This window comes from Microbacterium sediminicola (assembly GCF_039531125.1).
GTDB classification, from domain to species: Bacteria; Actinomycetota; Actinomycetes; order Actinomycetales; family Microbacteriaceae; genus Microbacterium; species Microbacterium sediminicola.
In genome coordinates, this window is the sequence record NZ_BAAAPL010000001.1 from 458,876 (window position 1) to 476,602 (window position 17,727).

The window sequence follows — 17,727 nt, forward strand, 5'->3', positions numbered from 1 at the left end:
GGGCCGCGACGCAAGGTGCCGTCTGTGCTTCAGCTATCCGAGGTGGAGTGCGGCGCAGCATCCCTCGCGATGATCCTCGCCCGCGAGGGGCGCTGGGTTCCGATCGCCGAGATGCGAGAGGCGTGCGGCATCTCCCGCGACGGCGCAACCGCGCTCGACCTCGTGCGCGCCGGCCGGGACTACGGCATCGAGGGGAAAGGCCACCTGCGCGGACTCGCCGAACTCAACGGCATGGCGATGCCCGCGATCATCTGGATGCGGGAGTCGCACTTCGTTGTGCTCGAGGGTGCGCACGGCGGCACATTCACGGTGAATGATCCGGACAAGGGTCGCGTGCGGATGTCGGCAGAACAGTTCGCCGACCAGTATTCGGATGCCGCGCTGACCTTCGAGCGAACGCCGGACTTCCGCCGCGATGGTCGCCCCTTCAGCACGCTCCGGGCGCTGGCGACACGAATGGCGAAGTCACGCGGCGGCATGGTGTTCGCGGCTCTGGCCGGTCTGCTCACGATGGTCACCGGGGTCGCGGTGGGCCCGCTCAGTCAGGCGTTCGTCGACAGCGCCCTGGATGGCGACCTCACCTCGACGGCGGTCAATCTGGTCATCGCTTTCGTCGCGATCGCGGCGATCCAGTTCGCCTCGATCTGGCTTGAGTACCTTGTGCTGGCTCGGCTGGAGACCAAGCTCGCTCTGGTCGGAGCGACGCGGTTTCTGGAGCGACTGCTGACCCTGCCGTTGAGCTTTTTCATGCAACGTTCGGCGGGGGATCTCGCGCAGCGACTGACGTACAACACCGCGGTCGCGCAGGCGATCGCCGGTCGGCTCGCGGCGACGGCGATCGCGCTGGTCGGAGTGGTCGCCTACGCGACGCTGCTGCTGAGTTACCAGTTGCTCCTGGGCCTGATCGTCATCCTGTTGGCCTGTATCAACCTCTTGGTTCTCCGCGCTGTCGTGCGGGCGCGGACCACCGCGCAGTCGCGCGTGACCTTCGATCAGGACGAGTTGCGCGGCGTGCTGCTCTCGCAGATCGACAGCATCGAGACCATCAAGGCTTCAGGTACTGAAAGGCAGAGCCTGCGGGCGCTGACCGGCAGGCAGGCCTCCTACCTCAGCGCGAACGCGTCGATGGCGGGGACCGATGCAATTCTCGTGGCCAGTCCGGTCGTGACATCCCTGCTGACGGCGGCGAGCGTCCTCACCATCGGCGGCATGCTCGTCGTATCCGGCGAATTCACGCTCGGGGCGCTGCTGGCAGTGCAGGTATTCGCTTTCGCGCTCAACGAACCCGTCAATACCCTCGTGGATGCCGGCGGTGAGATCCAGCTTCTGCGTGCCCAGTTGCGCGCGCTCGATGATGTGACGGGGCTGTCGCCTGACCTGCGGTTCCGCACGACGGCGCGTACGACCGACTCCGACACGACCGAGCCGCCCGTGCTGAGGCTCCGCGGTGTCACCTTCGGCTACAGCACGCGACACGACCCCACCGTTTCGGCCATCGACCTGTCTGTCGGAGCCGGTCAGCGGGTCGCCCTCGTTGGACCCAGCGGTTCAGGAAAGAGCACAGTCGGAGACCTCGCCGCCGGGCTCTTGCACCCCTGGGAGGGAGAGATCACCCTCGGCGGCGTGCCGGTGCAGGCTCTGGAGCCGGGGAGGCTGCAGAAAGTCGACCAGTCGGTCGTGCTGTTCGAGGGCACCGTGCGCGACAATGTCGCGCTGTGGGACGCCACCACGACCGAGGATGCGATTCGGCTGGCGCTGTCTGACGCCGGGGTCCTCGATGAGATTCTCCGTCGTGGCGGCGGCATCGATGCCCGCGTCGACGAGCGTGGTCGAAACTTCAGCGGCGGTCAGCGTCAGCGCCTCGAGATCGCCCGAGCGCTGGCCTGCGACCCGCGCGCGCTCATTCTCGACGAGGCGACGAGCGCGCTCGACCCGCCCACCGAGGCGCTGGTCGATGAGGCGCTGCGTCGACGGGGAACGACATGTCTGATCATCGCCCACAGGCTTTCCACGATTCGCGACGCCGACGAGATCGTGGTGATGGGGCGCAACGGTCGCATCGCCGAACGCGGCACACATGACCAGCTCATGGCGACCGGCGGCGCCTACGCGCGGCTCGTCGCTGATCGGGTGGGAGCCCGCGATGGCTGAGACGCGACGGGTTCGGGTATCGGAGCAGGATGGTGCCCAGGTCCTGGCGGGTGTGGCGGACGTCTTCCTCCTGGATGGCGGTGATCGCCTGCCGCTGGTGACCCTTGCCGCGGGGTCGTCGGTGCCCCCGATCGGCGATGGTGTCGTCGTCGAGGTCGTCGCGCGCCTTGATGGCGTGATCCACCGCAGCGAGGGAGCGGGAACGGATCGGTCGGTCACGGCGTTCTCCCGTGCCCTGGCGCGTCTGTGCGGCGAGGCCCCCGCAGATCCCGTGCAGCTCGCCGCGACGCTGCAGTCGTATGCCCGCGCGCAGCGCGAGTCTCGACAGCAGCGCGAGTGGGATCGACGAGCGGGTGACGATCGCGAGCGGGAGGAACAGTTCACCCTCACCACGCAGGCGGTCGAGTACCTCGCCGGAACGGGTGACTCGCGGTCCGAGAGCGCGCTCGTCCGTGCGATCACAAGCGTCGCACGCGCAGAGCGCATTCCGCTGCGCCCGCGGCGCGGGGGAGAGCGCACGGCCGCCTCGCGTGATCTCGTCGAGGGTGCTTCCGAAGACATGGGGCTTCGCGCTCGACGGGTCTGGCTGCGCGAGACCGGGTGGTTCGACTCACGCGCCCACGCGTTCGTCGTCGTCTCCGAGCGCGAGGGTCCGCTCGCGCTGCTCCCCAATAACCGTGGGTACGTCGTGCAGAATGCCTCAGGACAGCGCCGCCGATGGAGCCATCAGGATCGCGACGAAGTGGAGTGGGGCTACCAGCTCTCCGGAACGCTGGAGCCGTCACGTGCCGTGTCACTTCGCGAGGCGCTCGCCCAGGGTGCGGCGCGTAGCGGGAGGGGCGTCGTCTGGGCAGCGCTCCTCTCCCTCGCCGTGGCGATCCTCAGCCTGGCGAACCCGTTCCTGCTCGAACGCGTGCTGTCGATCGCGGTGCCTCAGGCCGAGACGGGCGTGATCATCCAAGCGGGAGTGGCGCTGGCCATCGTCGCACTGTGCTCGGGGGCGTTGACAGCGGTCACGATCCTCGTGCTCAGCCGCAGCGCGCAGCTGTTCGCAGAAGCGACGCAGCCGCTCGTGTGGGACAGGCTTCTGCGCCTGCCGCCGAGTTTCTTCCGACGCTACGCTTCCGGCGACGTGGCGGTTCGTGTCATGGCCGCCGATGCCATGCTGCAGATGTTCTCACCGCAGCTGATCGCGGGGGCGCTCGCGAGCTGTTTCACGGTCGTGAACCTCGTGGTGTTGTTCGTCTACAGCCCGTTGCTGGGCACGGTGGCCGTCGCGCTCCTGGTGGCGACCGCCGTTGCTCTGGCCTTCGCGTGGCGGCGCCTGCGGTCGACCGCCCGCGTCGCCGTGGCAGCGCAGCTCACGGCGACGCAGTGGATCACCCAGACCCTCGCAGGTCTGTCCAAGATCCGGCTCGCCGGAGCCGAGCGCCGAGCCCACAAGCACTACTTCGGCGCTGTGCGCGCCCAGGTCGCGGCCCAAGCGGGGATGACCCGGAGCGTGGGACGGGTCTCAGCCTGGGTCACCGCGCTCATCCCGCTCGGACCTGGTCTGTTCGTGATGGTCATCCTGGCCAGCGCGCAGTCCGGATCGACGACCATCATTGCTGCGTCGGAGTTCATCGCGTTCACCGCCGCATACAACGCGCTGGTCGGCGGGTTGTTGGCGGCGGTGGGGCTGCTTGTGCCGATGGCGGTCATCGGGCCGATCGTTGAGATGATCCGACCGATCCTCGACACCGCGCCGCAGGAACAGGCGGCGCCGACTCGGCCACATCTGAGCGGCGCGGTAGCGCTCGATCGGGTGAGTCTGAGATACGAACCGTCGGCGCCGCTGGCCGTCGACGACGTGTCGGTCGACATCGACGCGGGGGAGTTCGTCGCCGTCGTCGGCGAGAGCGGTTCGGGCAAGAGTTCGATCGTGCGTGTGCTGCTCGGATTCGAACAGCCGGCGTCGGGTCATGTGCGCTTCGACGGCGCGGATCTCCGCGATCTCGATGCGGATGCCGTCCGGGAACAGATGGGGGTGGTCATCCAGGACGGACGCCTCAGCCGCGGCACCGTGCTGGAGAACATCCTCGGGTCGGCCCACGGCTCCGTCGACGATGCCTGGCGGGCGGCAGAACAAGCGGGCGTTGCCGATGACATCCGTGACATGCCGATGCGTATGCGGACGCTCGTGGAACCGGACCTCATCTCGGGCGGTCAGGAACAGCGCATCCTGCTCGCTCGCGCACTCGTACGCCGGCCCGCGATCGTGATCCTGGACGAAGCGACGAGCGCACTCGACAACACGGCGCAAGCACATGTCATGGAGTCGCTCGAGCGGCTGCAGGCTACTCGCATCGTGGTCGCGCACCGCCTGTCGACGGTGCGCCGCGCCGACCGCATCCTGGTCATGAAAGATGGGCGGATGGTCGAAAGCGGCAGCTTCGACGAGCTGATGCGTCGCGGCGAGGATTTTGCCCGGCTCGCTCAGCGCCAGCTGGTCTGAGCGTCGTCTTGCGTCACGGCAGCGCAGTCGGCTGCACGGCCGACTCCAGCAGGCGCTGCATCGTGCGCATGCCGTCTCGCGACAGGATCGACTCGAGGTGTCCCTGCACCGACGCGAAGCCCGGGCCGCGGAGGGCGTAGACATCCCCGGTTTCGGCATCCGCAGCAACCTCAGCGACATCGACACGGCCCGTGCCCGGCGATACGTGGGCGGTGAAGGTGTTGTAGAACCCGATCGAGGCGTCCTCTCCGAACACGTCGACCGTCAGCTGCAGACCCTGGTGCGGCTGAGCGAGGGGCATCAATTCGATCCCGAGGTCGTTCGCGAGGATCTGGTGGCTGAGACACACGGCCAGCAGTGGCATCCCGCTCGCGCGACGCGCGGCGATGATCTCGCGCAGGCGCACCATGCGAGGGTTGCCGGCGTCGAGCGGGTCACCGGGGCCGGGGCCAGAGACCAGGATTTCGGCCGTGGCGACCTGCGTATCGGTGACGTCCTTCCAGTCCACGATCGACACATCCAGGCCGAGGTGACGCAGTTGGTGGGCCAACATCGTCGTGAATCGATCCTCCGCGTCGATGACCAGAGCCGATCGCCCCGCGAACGGTCCCGCCCCGTCGGGGGCCTGCGGATTGAGCCAGAAGGGTGCCAGACGTGCGTTTCGCGAGACGAGCAGCTCCGCGATCTGCGGATCCTCGGCCAACAGGCGCGGCTCGGCGGCCGGCGCGTCCTCGTCCTCGGTGATCGGGGTGCCCTCGCGGGGGATCGCACCGATCGCACCCAGGACGCCCGCGGCCTTGCCGTGGGTCTCGCTCACCTCGCCGTAGGGGTCGGAGTGACGCACGAGCGTCGCCCCGACCGGCACGCGCAGACGTCCGTCGACGAGGTATGCGGTGCGGATGAGGATCGGTGCGTCGACATCGTGGGTCGGCTCGCCCACCGCGAGCGTCTCGCGCGGGGTGAACAGGGCTGCGACGCCGGAGTAGTAGCCGCGCGGAGTCGTCTCGTGGCGGGTGATGACCGTGCACGCGTTCTGCATGGGGGAACCCGTGACGGTCGGGGCGAACATCGTCTCGCGCAGGATGTCGCGGGGATCGAGCCGGCTGCGTCCTCGCAGCATGTACTCGGTGTGTGTGAGCCGCGACATCTCCTTGAGATGGGGACCGGTGATCCGGCCGCCGTCCGAGCACACGGCGCTCATCATCTTGAGTTCTTCGTCGACGACCATGAAGAGCTCTTCGGTCTCTTTGGCCGAGCGCAGGAACTCGCTGAGGTTCTCCGCGGTCGCGCCCCCGGCCGGGTGGCGGAACGTGCCCGAGATCGGGTTCATGGTGACCACGCCATCTTTCGCGCTGACGTGCGCCTCGGGACTGGCGCCGACGGCGACGTGTCCATCCGTCACGATCGCGAAGGTCCAGTAGGCGCCACGCTCGTACTCCAGCAGAGCGCGGAACCACGTCAGCGCGGCGACGCGGGGATCGGCATCCACCCCGGCGACGAAGTCGCGGCGGATGACGAAGTTGGCGCCCTCGCCGCGTCCGATCTCCTCGGCGATCACGCGCCGGACGATGTCGGCGTAGTCCTCGTCGGCGACATCGAACCCGGCATCCTCAAGCGGGATGGGAGCCGAGGGGAGCAGCGCGAGCGCATCGTCGCGCGTGTAGTGGGTGGTGTGGTCGATCACCATGCACCGCAGCGGTGCCCCGTCGCCGTGGCAGGCGAAGCCGCGCTCGCGCACCTGTCGGAAAGGGACGAGCGCGAGAACCTGCTGCGGCGTTCCGTCGGGGGAGAGCAGCGGGATGTCGGCCAACAGATCGACGTCCACGACCTCGCCGGTGAACACGTCCACGGCATCGGCGCCGCGCGCGATGATGGCGAAGGGGATGTCGGCCGAGGCGAGGTCCTCGAGCGGGGGCAGGGTGTTCCCGGTCATCGTCGGTCTTTCGTCGAGGGGCGGTCTGCCTCACAAAAAAAGACCGCCCGGGGGCGGTCTGTGCTGTTCGCTGCGCACCGCCTTATGCGGTGTGCCACCAGGAGGTGTGTGCGAACATGCGCCGAACCTACCACAGGTGCCCCTCGCCTCTGGCGAGGGGCCCATCGCCTCGATAGATTCGTGCCATGACAGATGCGCAGGGGTCCGGGGAAAGCGACGAGCTGCGTCAGCGTGCCGTCTCGAGCCTGAAGGCCAAGCAGGGGTTCTGGTACACGCTGGTCGCCTGGGTGGTGTTGTCCGGGTTCTTCACGCTCATCTGGGCTGTGACGGGTATGGGGTACTACTGGCCGGTCTGGCCGATCGCGGGCATCGCCATCGGGGTGGTCTTCTCGGGATTCGCCGCGTACGGTCCGATGCGGTCCACGCTGTCGGAGAGCAGGATCCAGGACGAGATGAGGAAGCTCAAGTAGCGCGAGCCTCACGCCCGCCCGACGTTCAGCTGGAGTGCGTAGGCTGGACGACGTGCCAGCAGTGAACATCGGGATGCCGAGAGTCCCCGAGACTCTCGCCCCTCGCCGCAAGAGCCGCCAGATCAAGGTCGGCAAGGTCCTGGTCGGCGGAGACGCCCCCGTGAGCGTCCAGTCGATGACGACGACACCGACGACCAACATCAACGCGACGCTCCAGCAGATCGCCGAGCTCACGGCATCCGGCTGCGAGATCGTGCGCGTCGCCGTTCCGTCCCAGGACGACGCCGATGTGCTGCACATCATCGCCGCGAAGAGTCAGATCCCGGTCATCGCTGACATCCACTTCCAGCCGAAGTACGTCTTCCAGGCGATCGACGCGGGGTGCGCCGCGGTGCGGGTCAACCCGGGGAACATCCGCAAGTTCGACGACCAGGTCGGCGCCATCGCGCGGGCGGCCCAGGCTGCGGGCGTGTCGCTGCGCATCGGTGTGAACGCCGGTTCGCTCGACAAGCGGCTGCTCGAGAAGTACGGCAAGGCGACGCCGGAGGCGCTCATGGAGAGCGCCGTCTGGGAGGCCTCACTGTTCGAGGAGCACGACTTCCACGACTTCAAGATCTCGGTCAAGCACAACGATCCGGTCGTCATGGTCAAGGCCTATCGACTCCTCGCCGAGCGCGGCGACTGGCCGCTTCACCTCGGTGTCACAGAGGCCGGCCCCGCCTTCCAGGGCACCATCAAGTCGGCGACAGCCTTCGGCATCCTCCTCTCCGAGGGCATCGGCGACACGATCCGGGTCTCGCTGTCGGCGCCGCCGGCCGAAGAGGTGAAAGTGGGACATCAGATCCTGCAGTCGCTGAACCTGCGCGAGCGCAAGCTTGAGATCGTCTCCTGCCCCTCGTGCGGCCGTGCCCAGGTGGATGTCTACACCCTCGCCGACAACGTCACCGAGGGACTGAAGGACATGACCGTTCCGCTGCGCGTTGCCGTCATGGGGTGCGTCGTGAACGGCCCCGGTGAGGCACGGGATGCCGATCTCGGCGTGGCCTCCGGTAACGGCAAGGGGCAGATCTTCGTCAAGGGTGAGGTCATCAAGACCGTCCCCGAGTCCGAGATCGTCGCGACGCTGATCGAAGAGGCCAACCGGCTCGCCGCGGAAATGGGGCCTGACGCGCCCCTCGGAACCGCCACCGTCACCACCTCCTGAACCACTGTTGGTGTGCGTCGAGAGGTGTCCTGAGTGCCGAAGGTGATCGCTCAGATCTACCCTTCTCTGGGCGGTACCTCCGAGATGTCCCGGCACCGCCCGATCGGAAGAGATCCGTACGCCTTCCACACCGTCATGCACGGGTTGCGTCAGATCGCGCAGGCGATGGACGAGCTCGGCTACTGGGGGCTCTCGCACGTCGAACACCACTTCCACTCCGAGGGTGTTGAGGTCTCGCCCGATCCGGGACTGTGGAATCTGTACCTCGGCCAATACACGAAGCGGCTGCGGCACGGTCAGTTCGGCTACGTGTTGCCCGCGCGTGATCCGCTGCGGCTGGCCGAAGAGATCGCGATGATCGACCACATGCTCGAGGGCCGCCTCTTCGTGGGGGTGGCGCGCGGATATCAGTCGCGCTGGGTCGATGTGCTGGGCCAACGGATCGGTGTGCGCGCGTCCTCGCCGGGTGACCGGGCGGGCGAAAGGCGCAACAAGGAGCTGTTCTTCGAGCACTTCCGCATCATGAAGCTGGCCTGGGAGAAGGACCTCCTCCAGTACCGCAGCCGCCACTACGAGGTGCCCTTTCCGTTCGAGTCGGGCATAGCCGACTGGCCTGCGGCGGGTCTCACCCGCGAGTTCGGTGTGCCCGGCGAGGTCGACGACGACGGGGCGCTGCGGGGAGTGAGCGTCGTTCCCTCCCCGTTTCAGGATCCGCATCCTCCGCTCTTTCAGCCGTTCTCGCAGAGCCGCACCACTGTCGCGTGGGCCGCGCGCAACGGTCTCATCCCCATCACGACCTTCGCCCCCATCGAGACGGCGGGGTGGTTCGCGGGCTTGTACCGGGACGAGGCTGCGCGGGCGGGGCGCGACTATGCGCTCGGCCAGAACATGGGACTCGTGCGCTCTTTCTCGATCCACCGCAGCAGATCCGCTGCCCAGGACGCGATCGAGAGGTACGAGATGCTCGCGTGGCGGGAGTGGTATGGCTCGTTCGGACACCTTGGCGGGTTCCGCTTTCCCGGCGAAGAGGGTCAGGTTCCTCGACCCGGCGAGGATGTCGCAGCCCGACTGCAACAGGTGGGGCTGATCATTGGTGGCACGGTCGATGATGTGAAGCGCCAACTCGACGTCCAGCTCTCGGCGGTGCCCTTCGAGTACCTGGTGTGGCATCTGCCGTACGCGGTCATGCCGCTGGGCGAGACGCTCGACCAGCTGGAACTGTTCGCGCACGAGGTGATGCCCGAGTTCGGGATGACCCCACCCGAGCCGCCGCGCCTTCGTGTTCCCGAGTCCTCCCGAGAGCGGCCTGAGACGAGGGCGAGCGAGGGTTAGAGGCCGAAGGCGGCGGGCCAGAGCGAGACGGCGAGCGGGTAGCCGACGAAGGCGACCGTGTCGATGAGGGTGTGGGCGATCACGAGCGGCATGACGCGGCCCCAGCGGCGGTAGCACCAACCGAAGACGATGCCCATCGCGAAGTTGCCGACGATCGCCCCGACGCCCTGATACGCGTGGTAGGCCGCCCGCAGGCCCGCGGTGGCCAGGATGATCGTCCACCAGCCCCACCCGAGCCGTCGGAGCCGGTCGAACAGATACGCGTTGAAGATGATCTCTTCGGTGAGACCCGCCCGCAGGGCCGCGAGGATGAGAAGCGGAACGGTCCACCACGCGGCATCCAGGGGAGATGCCGACACCTGCAGCGTGATGCCGAGCGCGCGACCGATCAGATAGAGCGCGAGCCCGGGGATGCCGATCACCGCCGCGAGCAGCGCTGCCCGGCCGACATCTCCGCCGAAGCGGGAGAAGTCCAGCCCGATGCGGTGGAAGGCGTTCTTCCCCGGTTCCCAGAGCAGATAGATCACGAGCGCCACGAGCGAGAGCGCGAAGAAGACACTCAGCAGCTGGTACACCGCGTTCCAGATCGCCTCGGCGTCGCGCGTGGGGTTCAACGCGGTCGACTGGTCGGCCAGCGATTGGTTCTCCTGTGCCGCGCGGACGAGTGAGCGCACGAACGAGAGCAGGCTGTAGACCGCGCCCTGCCCGACCGTGATGGCCAGGACGATTCCGATCTCCCAGCCGAACCGGCGACGGTCCCGCTCGTCGGCAGCGGGGACCGTCAGCGCCTCGGACACAACAGATCTGGGCTTTCCGGGGCTCATCTTGTCAGATTGCCACACTTCCTCAGCGCGGAGTTAAGGGTCTGTAACGGTTTGGTGCATCGATTTGAACAACTCATAAGCGACACATATCGTTTTCCCATCCGCGCCGAGGCAGGTTCTGCCAAGGTGCACCACCCCTTGCACAGGAGGAAATGTGAAGATCGCGCGTCTTACGGCGAGCGTGGGTGTCGTTGCAATCGGGGCACTCGTGCTCGCCGGCTGCAGCAACCCCTACGAGTCGGATGTCGTGGAAAATTCGGAGATCACCGTTGCGTACAACGAGGGCTTCTTCCACTTCAACGACGACAGCGCCGCTGGAAACAACACGTCCAACGGCAACATCAAGTACATGACCGACACGAACTTCGGTTACTACGACAACACCCCCGAGTGGGTGCACAACACCGACTTCGGCTCGTACGAGGTTGTGAGCGAAGACCCGCTGACGGTCGAGTACACGATCACCGCCGACGCCGTCTGGTCGGACGGCGTGCCGATCGACGAGTCCGACATGCTGCTGGAGTGGGCTGCCATCTCCGGCAACGTCAGCGAGGCGTTCGCGCCGGCTGCCACCACGGGCTACAACCTCATCACCACCACGCCTGAGACCGGCGACAAGACGATCACGTTCGTCTACGACGAGCCCTACGTCGACTGGGAGCTCGTGAGCCCCCTCGGCGTCTCGGCCCACGGCACCTACGCCCTCGCCTTCCCGGACGAGTACGCCGACGTGCAGGCCGCCTGGGACACCTACGCCGCTTCGGGCGAGCAGGGTGACTGGGACGCGTACAGCTCGGCTGCCAAGACCTTCGCCGAAACCGCGAAGCAGAACGTCGTCGACGCCATCACCACCGGCGACGCCACGGTCCTCGAGGCCCTCGGCACCGCGTGGAACACGGCCTACGGCTACACCTCGCTGCCGGACAGCCCCGCTGCTGCCCTGACCAGCGGTGCGTACACGATCGAGACCACGGTCGAAGACGAGTACACCACCCTCGTGGCCAACCCCCTCTACACCTGGGGTCCCTCGCCCAAGTTCGAGCGCATCACGGTGCGTGCGATCGGTGACTCCACCACCGCGCTCCAGGCCCTCCAGGCCGGCGAGCTCGACATCTGGACGGGTCAGCCCACCGCGGACATCCTCGCCGTTGCCGAAGGCATCGAGAACGCCGAGGTCCAGACCGGTGTCCAGGCCTCGCACGAGCACGTGGACCTCACCGTTAACAACGGCGGTCCGTTCGACGCGGCCACCTACGGTGGCGACGAGGCGACTGCCCTCGCTGTTCGCCAGGCGTTCCTGAAGGTGATCCCCCGTCAGGAGATCGTCGACAAGATCATCGTTCCGCTCAACCCTGACGCGGAGGTCCGCAACGCGAACCTCGTCAGTGCGGCCGACACCGTCCGCTACCCGCTGCTGGTCTCGACCAACGGCTCGGACGCGTACGCGGATGTCGACGTCGATGGCGCGATCCAGCTGCTGGCCGACGCCGGCGTCTCCACCCCGGTCGAGGTCGGCTTCTGGTACCCCGAGGGCAACGTCCGCCGTGGTCAGGAGTTCGAACTCATCGCCGCATCGGCCGCGCAGGCGGGCTTCCAGCTCGTCGACCAGAGCGAGCCGAACTGGGAGTTCACCGATCCTGAGGCCAACCCGATCAACCCGCACGACGCGGTGATCTTCGCGTGGTCGCAGACGAGCCTGGCCGTCGGTGGATCCGACCAGATCTACGCCTGCTACACCGACCCGCTGGCCAAGGGTGGCAACTACAACGGCTACTGCAACCAGGACGTCTCCGACCTGCTGCTGACGCTGAACACCACGAGCGACTACGACGCTCAGACCGCCATCCTCGAGGAGGCAGAGGCCGGTATCTGGTCCGACGCCGTCACGATCCCGATCTTCCAGTTCCCCGGCCTGCTCGTGTCGAGCGACCGCGTGACCGGTGTCGAGATCATGCCGCTGAGCCCCGACTACTTCTGGAACTTCTGGGAGTGGGCGCCGGTCGAGTCCGAGTAACACTCGACCCGCTGCGCGGGGGAGTGGCCAGCCCGCTTCCCCGCACAGCGACACCACCGCACGTGGGCGCCGAGGTGACCCCCTCGGCGCCCACTGCCGTGTGTCCGCGCCTATCCGGCGGGAAACGCGGCACCGTACGCTTGGGGCAGATCACGCCCCTGAAACGGACCTCCGAATGACTTCTGACTTCCCGAACGCGCGAGGATGCACGTGCTGACCTTCATCCTTCGCCGGCTCGGCGCGATCCTGCTGGTTCTGCTGGTCGCTTCGTTCATCGTCTACACCCTCACCGCTGTCGGCAGCGACCCGCTGCGAGAGCTGCGCGGCTCCAGCGCCCCGAATCGTGAGGAGCAGATCCAGTACCGCATCGAGACCCTGCACCTGGACGTGCCGGTGGTCCTGCGCTACTTCACCTGGCTCGGCGGCGCCGCCAAGTGCTTCATCGGTCAGTGCGACCTCGGCGTCGCCTACAGCCGCAGCAACCAGCCGGTGACTGAGGCCATCGCGAGCGCGGCGGGATCCACGATCCAACTCGTCACGGCCGCGACGATCATCGCGATCCTGGTGGGCATCACGATCGGCATCCTGACCGCCCTCCGCCAGTACAGCGGCTTCGACTACAGCGTCACCTTCCTGACCTTCATCGTCTACGCGCTCCCCATCTTCTGGGTGGCGGTGCTCCTCAAGGAGTTCGGTGCGATCCGCTTCAACGAGTTCCTCGCCGATCCACAGATATCCCTGCTGGCGGTTCTGATCGTCGGCGTGCTCAGCGGCGTGATCTTCATGAGCATCCTCGGCGGGTCCTGGAAGACCCGGCTCATCACCTTCGCTTCGGCCTTCGTCGCGGCGGGGGGACTGCTCGCCCTTCTCGGTGTGACCGACTGGTTCGTCCGCCCGACGGTCGGGATCATCGGCGTGATCATCACCGGCATCGGCGCCGCCGTCGGCGTCACGGCGATCTCGACCGGCCTGGCGAACCGTCGTGCGCTTCTGGCGGCCCTCATCTCGGTCGCCGTGTGGATCGCGCTCTACTATCCGCTCCAGTACCTGTTCTTCTACGTTCCCGAGGGCTGGATGCTGGTCCTGCTGGGCCTGGCATCGATCGGTCTGGGCATTCTCGCCGGCGTCATCGTCGGCGGCGACGGCAAGCGGGAGGCCGCGCGCACCGCCGCGATCGTCAGCTTCATCACCTTCTTCGTGATCGTCATCGATCGCGTCCTGCTGGTGTACCCCGACTATCTTCAGCGCATCCCGCAGAGCGGGGTGATCGCGACGATCGGCTCCCAGACCCCGGGGCTCCAGGGGGACATGTGGTTCCAGATCCTCGACGGCTTCTCGCATCTGGTGTTGCCGACCATCGCGCTCTCGGTGGTGTCGATCGCCGCCTACACCCGGTACTCACGCTCGAGCGTGCTCGAGGTCATGAATCAGGACTACGTGCGCACCGCACGAGCCAAGGGATTGACCGAGCGCACCGTGATCGTGCGACACGCGATGCGCAACGCGCTGATCCCGATCACCACGATCATCGCGTTCGACATCGGCGCCCTCATCGGCGGCGCGGTGATCACCGAGACGATCTTCGCCTGGAAGGGCATGGGATCGCTGTTCACCTCGGGCCTGACCGACGGTGACGTCAATCTCGTCATGGGCTTCTTCGTGGTCACGGGCGTGCTGGCGGTCATCTTCAACCTCATCGCGGACCTCTTGTACTCCGCGCTCGACCCACGGATTCGGGTGAGCTGACATGACGACGACAACTCCGACGGGCGCTCCCGAAGACCGGGGCTCCGAGCAGACGATCGAGCAGCGGGCCGTCGCGGGCCTCAGCCAGGGCGCGCTCGTCCGGCGCCGCTTCTTCCGCCACAAATTCGCGATGGCAGCCCTGGTGATCTTGCTCCTCATCATCCTGCTGGCCTTCACCTCGGTCGGCACCGTCGTCGGTGGCACCGGTGCGCTGGAGGCCAATGCGGTGGGAGAGTTGGCCATCAACGGCTGGCGTATCCCCGGTTGGTGGCCGCTGAACTGGTGGACCTCGTACCCGATCGTCAACGGCGGCCAGCCGACGCTGACACTGTGGCCGCTGAGTCTTGGCGAGCACCCCTTCGGCCAGGACACGCTCGGCAAGGACGTCTTCGCGCAGGTCATGCGCGGGACCCAGCAGTCGATCACCGTCATGTTCCTGGTGGGGCTCGTCTCGCTCGTTCTCGGCGTGACCCTCGGCGCGATCGCGGGCTACTTCCGCGGCTGGTCGGACTCGCTCATCATGCGCGCGACCGACGTCGTCATCATCATCCCGATCCTCGTGCTCGGCTCGATCATGGGAAAGCTCTTCGGTGGCAATGCGTTCGTCTTCGGCATCTTCCTCGGCATCCTGAGCTGGACGGCCCTGGCTCGCCTGGTGCGCGGTGACTTCCTGTCGCTGCGGGAGCGCGAGTTCGTGGATGCCGCGCGCGTCGCCGGCGCCTCGAACTCACGGATCATCTTCCGCCACATCCTTCCCAACGCCGTCGGCGTGATCATCGTCAACACGACGCTGCTGATGAGCGCGGCGGTGCTGACCGAGGCGGCGCTGAGCTTCCTCGGCTTCGGCATCACCTACCCGGATGTCTCCCTCGGCCAGATCATCAGCGAGTACCGCGAGGCCTTCCGCACCCGGCCGTGGCTGTTCTGGTGGCCGGGTCTGTTCATCGTGATGCTCGCGCTGTGCATCAACTTCATCGGCGATGGCCTGCGCGATGCGTTCGACCCGCGTCAGCAGGCCCGCGTCAGCAAGCGCAAGGCCAACCGTGCGGTGGCTGCCATCCCGTCCGTGCAGGCGGTCACGATGATGGATGCCCCCACCTCTGAGACCGATGAGCCGTACATCGACGAGTTCACCGGTCTCGGCGAGGACACCGCACCTCCGGACGCACGCGGGGACTCTCCGGGGGGTCAGGCGTGAGGCAGCAGCAGGCTCAGCAGCGCCGCCGCCACGAGCGCAGCGGTCACACCCACCAGGACGAGGTTCCACGAGGTCGCCGTGCCGCCGGTGTGCGTCGCCCCGCGCCCGCGGCGGTACGCCTCGAGTTCTCGCGTGACGAAACCGAACGCGTCACCCGATGCGGTGCCCTCCGCGTCGGACGGTCGTCGCGTGTCGGTGTCACCGGGGGAGTGCGCGACATCCTCGCGCCGCGTGCGCAGACCCTGCCGGGCGCCGGGTGCGGGCGCGGCCCACGCGCGGATGCTGCGACCGCCGTTCGTGTGGAGTGTCAGCGCGAAGCGCGAGTCGACGTGATCGATGTCGCCCCAGGGAACGCGGTGGGTGCGCAGGATGTTGCTCACCTCGACGAAGCCGGGCGTGACACGCACGTACGGGCGGATGTAGAGCAGCCAGGCGACCCAGCCCAGCGCCACAATCGGCCACGCCCAGCGGACGAGTTCGCCGAGACCTCCGTCGACGGCGAGGTAGACGAGCGCCGCCACCGCGATGACGATGGCGATCCACGCGACGACCTGACCACCGCGCGGACGCAGAGTGACGGGGCCGGGCATGGCCCCATCCTGACATGGGAGAACGAGAGATGAGCGCCGAACAGCCCCGTGAGCGCACCCGCTTCGGCCTGCGCCGACACCGTCCGACGCAGGCGGCGGCCGGTGGCGCCGAGCCGGCGCTGTCCGTGTCCAACCTGAGCGTCGAGTTCTACGTCGGCGATTCGTGGGTCGCTGCGGCCAAGCACATCACCTACGACCTGATGCCGGGCAAGGTTCTGGCGGTCGTCGGCGAGTCCGGCTCGGGCAAGAGCACGAGCAGCATGGCGATCATGGGTCTGCTGCCCGCCAACGCGCGCATCCACGGCAGCGCGAAGCTGGCAGGTCGCGAGCTCATCGGCGCCAAGCCGGAGGCGCTGCGGAAGGTCCGAGGCGAGGGTATCGCCGCGATCTTCCAGGAGCCGATGACGGCGCTGAACCCCGTCTACACCGTCGGGTTCCAGATCTCCGAGGCGCTCATGACCCACCGCCCGGGCATGACACGCAAGCAGGCGCGCGAGCGCGCGATCGAGCTGCTGACGCTCGTGGAGATGCCCAACCCCGTCAAAGCGTTCGACTCCTACCCGCACCAACTGTCGGGCGGTCAGCGCCAGCGCGCGATGATCGCGCAGTCGATCTCGCTGGAGCCGCGCGTTCTCGTGGCCGATGAGCCGACGACGGCGCTGGATGTCACGGTGCAGGCCGAGATCCTGGATCTTCTGCGCAATCTCCACACCAAGCTCGATTCGGCGATCATCCTCATCACCCACGACATGGGCGTGGTGGCCGACATGGCCGACGACGTCATGGTCATGAAGGACGGCGACGTCGTCGAGTACGGATCTGCCGCGCAGGTGTTCGGTGACGCTGAGCACCCGTACACGCGGGCGCTGATGGCCTCGGTGCCGCACCTCGGGCTCGGCGAAGCCCGTGCCGAAGAGGCCGCCGTCCGCGACGATGCCGCGGCGGCTCTGCTGCTGAACAACGTGTCGATCGACTACCCCAAGCGCGGCCGCGTTCCCGCCTTCCGTGCGGTGTCGGATGCCTCCCTCTCTATCCAACCCGGCGAGGTCCTGGGGCTCGTGGGCGAATCCGGATCCGGAAAGACGACCATCGCTCGCGCGATCGTGGGCCTCGCCCCGATCGCGGAGGGGACGCTCCGCGTCGCCGGCCAGGAGATGGTCGGGGTGGATCCGAAGCATCTGCGCAGCGTCCGACGCAAGCTCGGGATCGTCTTCCAAGACCCGGGCTCATCGCTGAACCCCCGGTGGCCGGTCGGCGTCTCGATCGGCGAGCCGATGGAGCTGGACGGCCGCGGCGCCAGGGAGATCTCCGCCCGCGTCGAGGAGCTGTTGGACCTGGTCGAGCTGCCGCGTTCGTTCCGCAACCGGTACCCGCACGAGCTGTCGGGCGGTCAGCGCCAGCGCATCGGCATCGCCCGCGCGCTCGCCCTGGACCCGACCGTGCTGGTGGCCGATGAGCCGACCAGCGCCTTGGACGTCTCGGTGCAGGCGCGCGTGCTCGAGCTGCTGCAGAACATCCAGCGGGAGAAGCAGTTCGCGACTCTGTTCGTCACGCACGACCTGGCCGTCGTCGACCTGCTGGCCGACCGCATCGCGGTGATGCAGCACGGCAAGATCGTGGAGCAGGGGAGCAAGGAGCAGATCCTCCGCAACCCCCAGGATCCCTACACCAAGCGCCTCATCGCGGCCGTTCCCGTGCCCGATCCCGCCGAACAGCGGCAGCGCCGCGAGGCGCGGGCGGCGCTGCTGGCAGCCCAGAAGTCCGCCTGAGA

General features: G+C 67.5%; 12 protein-coding genes. 9 read left to right on the top strand and 3 right to left on the bottom strand.

Going from position 1 to position 17,727, the window contains the following annotated elements; translation table 11 throughout:
• Positions 1-24 precede the first annotated feature (24 nt).
• Positions 25-2,151 carry an ATP-binding cassette domain-containing protein gene (locus tag ABD206_RS01980; protein WP_344068504.1) on the top strand — a complete coding sequence of 709 codons (2,127 nt, stop codon included), beginning with the start codon at positions 25-27 and terminating at the stop codon, positions 2,149-2,151.
• Positions 2,144-4,645, top strand: a complete 2,502-nt coding sequence (locus tag ABD206_RS01985; protein WP_344068507.1) for an ATP-binding cassette domain-containing protein — start codon at positions 2,144-2,146, stop codon at positions 4,643-4,645. The genes ABD206_RS01980 and ABD206_RS01985 overlap by 8 nt, the downstream gene beginning before the upstream one ends.
• A gap of 13 nt (positions 4,646-4,658) precedes the next feature.
• Here the strand turns inward: ABD206_RS01985 and ABD206_RS01990 are convergent, their stop codons facing one another.
• Positions 4,659-6,578 carry a chorismate-binding protein gene (locus ABD206_RS01990; protein ID WP_344068510.1) on the bottom strand — a complete coding sequence of 640 codons (1,920 nt, stop codon included), beginning with the start codon at positions 6,576-6,578 and terminating at the stop codon, positions 4,659-4,661.
• A 185-nt stretch (positions 6,579-6,763) separates the two neighbouring features.
• Between ABD206_RS01990 and ABD206_RS01995 the strand changes: the two genes are divergently transcribed.
• Genes ABD206_RS01995 through ABD206_RS02005 form a run of 3 tightly spaced genes read left to right on the top strand, consistent with a single transcriptional unit; the run spans position 6,764 to position 9,584 of the window.
• Positions 6,764-7,048: a 2TM domain-containing protein gene (locus ABD206_RS01995; protein ID WP_344068513.1), complete on the top strand. Its 285-nt coding sequence runs from the start codon at positions 6,764-6,766 to the stop codon at positions 7,046-7,048.
• A gap of 52 nt (positions 7,049-7,100) precedes the next feature.
• Positions 7,101-8,252, top strand: a complete 1,152-nt coding sequence (gene ispG, locus ABD206_RS02000) for a flavodoxin-dependent (E)-4-hydroxy-3-methylbut-2-enyl-diphosphate synthase (RefSeq protein WP_344068516.1) — start codon at positions 7,101-7,103, stop codon at positions 8,250-8,252.
• A gap of 33 nt (positions 8,253-8,285) precedes the next feature.
• On the top strand, positions 8,286-9,584 hold the full coding sequence (locus tag ABD206_RS02005) for an LLM class flavin-dependent oxidoreductase (protein ID WP_344068519.1): 1,299 nt from the start codon (positions 8,286-8,288) through the stop codon (positions 9,582-9,584).
• On the opposite strand, the gene ABD206_RS02010 is transcribed toward ABD206_RS02005, so the two are convergent.
• Complete coding sequence (locus ABD206_RS02010) at positions 9,581-10,408, bottom strand: CPBP family intramembrane glutamic endopeptidase (RefSeq protein WP_344068522.1); 828 nt, start codon at positions 10,406-10,408, stop codon at positions 9,581-9,583. The two genes, ABD206_RS02005 and ABD206_RS02010, sit on opposite strands and share 4 nt — an antisense overlap.
• 154 nt (positions 10,409-10,562) lie before the next feature.
• Here ABD206_RS02010 and ABD206_RS02015 point away from each other — a divergent pair, with 154 nt between their 5' ends.
• From ABD206_RS02015 to ABD206_RS02025, 3 genes are all read left to right on the top strand, one after another.
• Positions 10,563-12,422, top strand: coding sequence for an ABC transporter family substrate-binding protein (locus ABD206_RS02015; RefSeq protein WP_344068525.1), 1,860 nt, complete (start codon positions 10,563-10,565; stop codon positions 12,420-12,422).
• Positions 12,423-12,626: 204 nt separating this feature from the next.
• A complete protein-coding gene (locus ABD206_RS02020) occupies positions 12,627-14,168 on the top strand; it encodes an ABC transporter permease (RefSeq protein ID WP_344068527.1) in 1,542 nt (513 codons plus the stop codon).
• A 1-nt stretch (position 14,169) separates the two neighbouring features.
• Complete coding sequence (locus ABD206_RS02025; RefSeq protein ID WP_344068530.1) at positions 14,170-15,366, top strand: ABC transporter permease; 1,197 nt, start codon at positions 14,170-14,172, stop codon at positions 15,364-15,366.
• Here the strand turns inward: ABD206_RS02025 and ABD206_RS02030 are convergent.
• The gene (locus ABD206_RS02030; RefSeq protein WP_344068533.1) at positions 15,357-15,956 is read right to left on the bottom strand and encodes a PH domain-containing protein; all 600 of its coding nucleotides are present in this window, start codon (positions 15,954-15,956) and stop codon (positions 15,357-15,359) included. The two genes, ABD206_RS02025 and ABD206_RS02030, sit on opposite strands and share 10 nt — an antisense overlap.
• A gap of 29 nt (positions 15,957-15,985) precedes the next feature.
• Between ABD206_RS02030 and ABD206_RS02035 the strand changes: the two genes are divergently transcribed.
• Positions 15,986-17,725, top strand: coding sequence for a dipeptide ABC transporter ATP-binding protein (locus ABD206_RS02035; RefSeq protein ID WP_344068536.1), 1,740 nt, complete (start codon positions 15,986-15,988; stop codon positions 17,723-17,725).
• Positions 17,726-17,727: the final 2 nt, after the last annotated feature.

Excerpts from the sequence above, each read along its gene's own strand:
- ABD206_RS02030 (WP_344068533.1), bottom strand. The coding sequence starts at position 15,956 with ATGCCCGGCCCCGTCACTCTGCGTCCGCGCGGTGGTCAGGTCGTCGCG.
- ABD206_RS01985 (WP_344068507.1), top strand. The coding sequence starts at position 2,144 with ATGGCTGAGACGCGACGGGTTCGGGTATCGGAGCAGGATGGTGCCCAG.
- ABD206_RS02010 (WP_344068522.1), bottom strand. The coding sequence starts at position 10,408 with ATGAGCCCCGGAAAGCCCAGATCTGTTGTGTCCGAGGCGCTGACGGTC.
- ABD206_RS01990 (WP_344068510.1), bottom strand. The coding sequence starts at position 6,578 with ATGACCGGGAACACCCTGCCCCCGCTCGAGGACCTCGCCTCGGCCGAC.
- ABD206_RS02025 (WP_344068530.1), top strand. The coding sequence starts at position 14,170 with ATGACGACGACAACTCCGACGGGCGCTCCCGAAGACCGGGGCTCCGAG.
- ABD206_RS02035 (WP_344068536.1), top strand. The coding sequence starts at position 15,986 with ATGAGCGCCGAACAGCCCCGTGAGCGCACCCGCTTCGGCCTGCGCCGA.
- ABD206_RS02020 (WP_344068527.1), top strand. The coding sequence starts at position 12,627 with ATGCACGTGCTGACCTTCATCCTTCGCCGGCTCGGCGCGATCCTGCTG.
- ABD206_RS01995 (WP_344068513.1), top strand. The coding sequence starts at position 6,764 with ATGACAGATGCGCAGGGGTCCGGGGAAAGCGACGAGCTGCGTCAGCGT.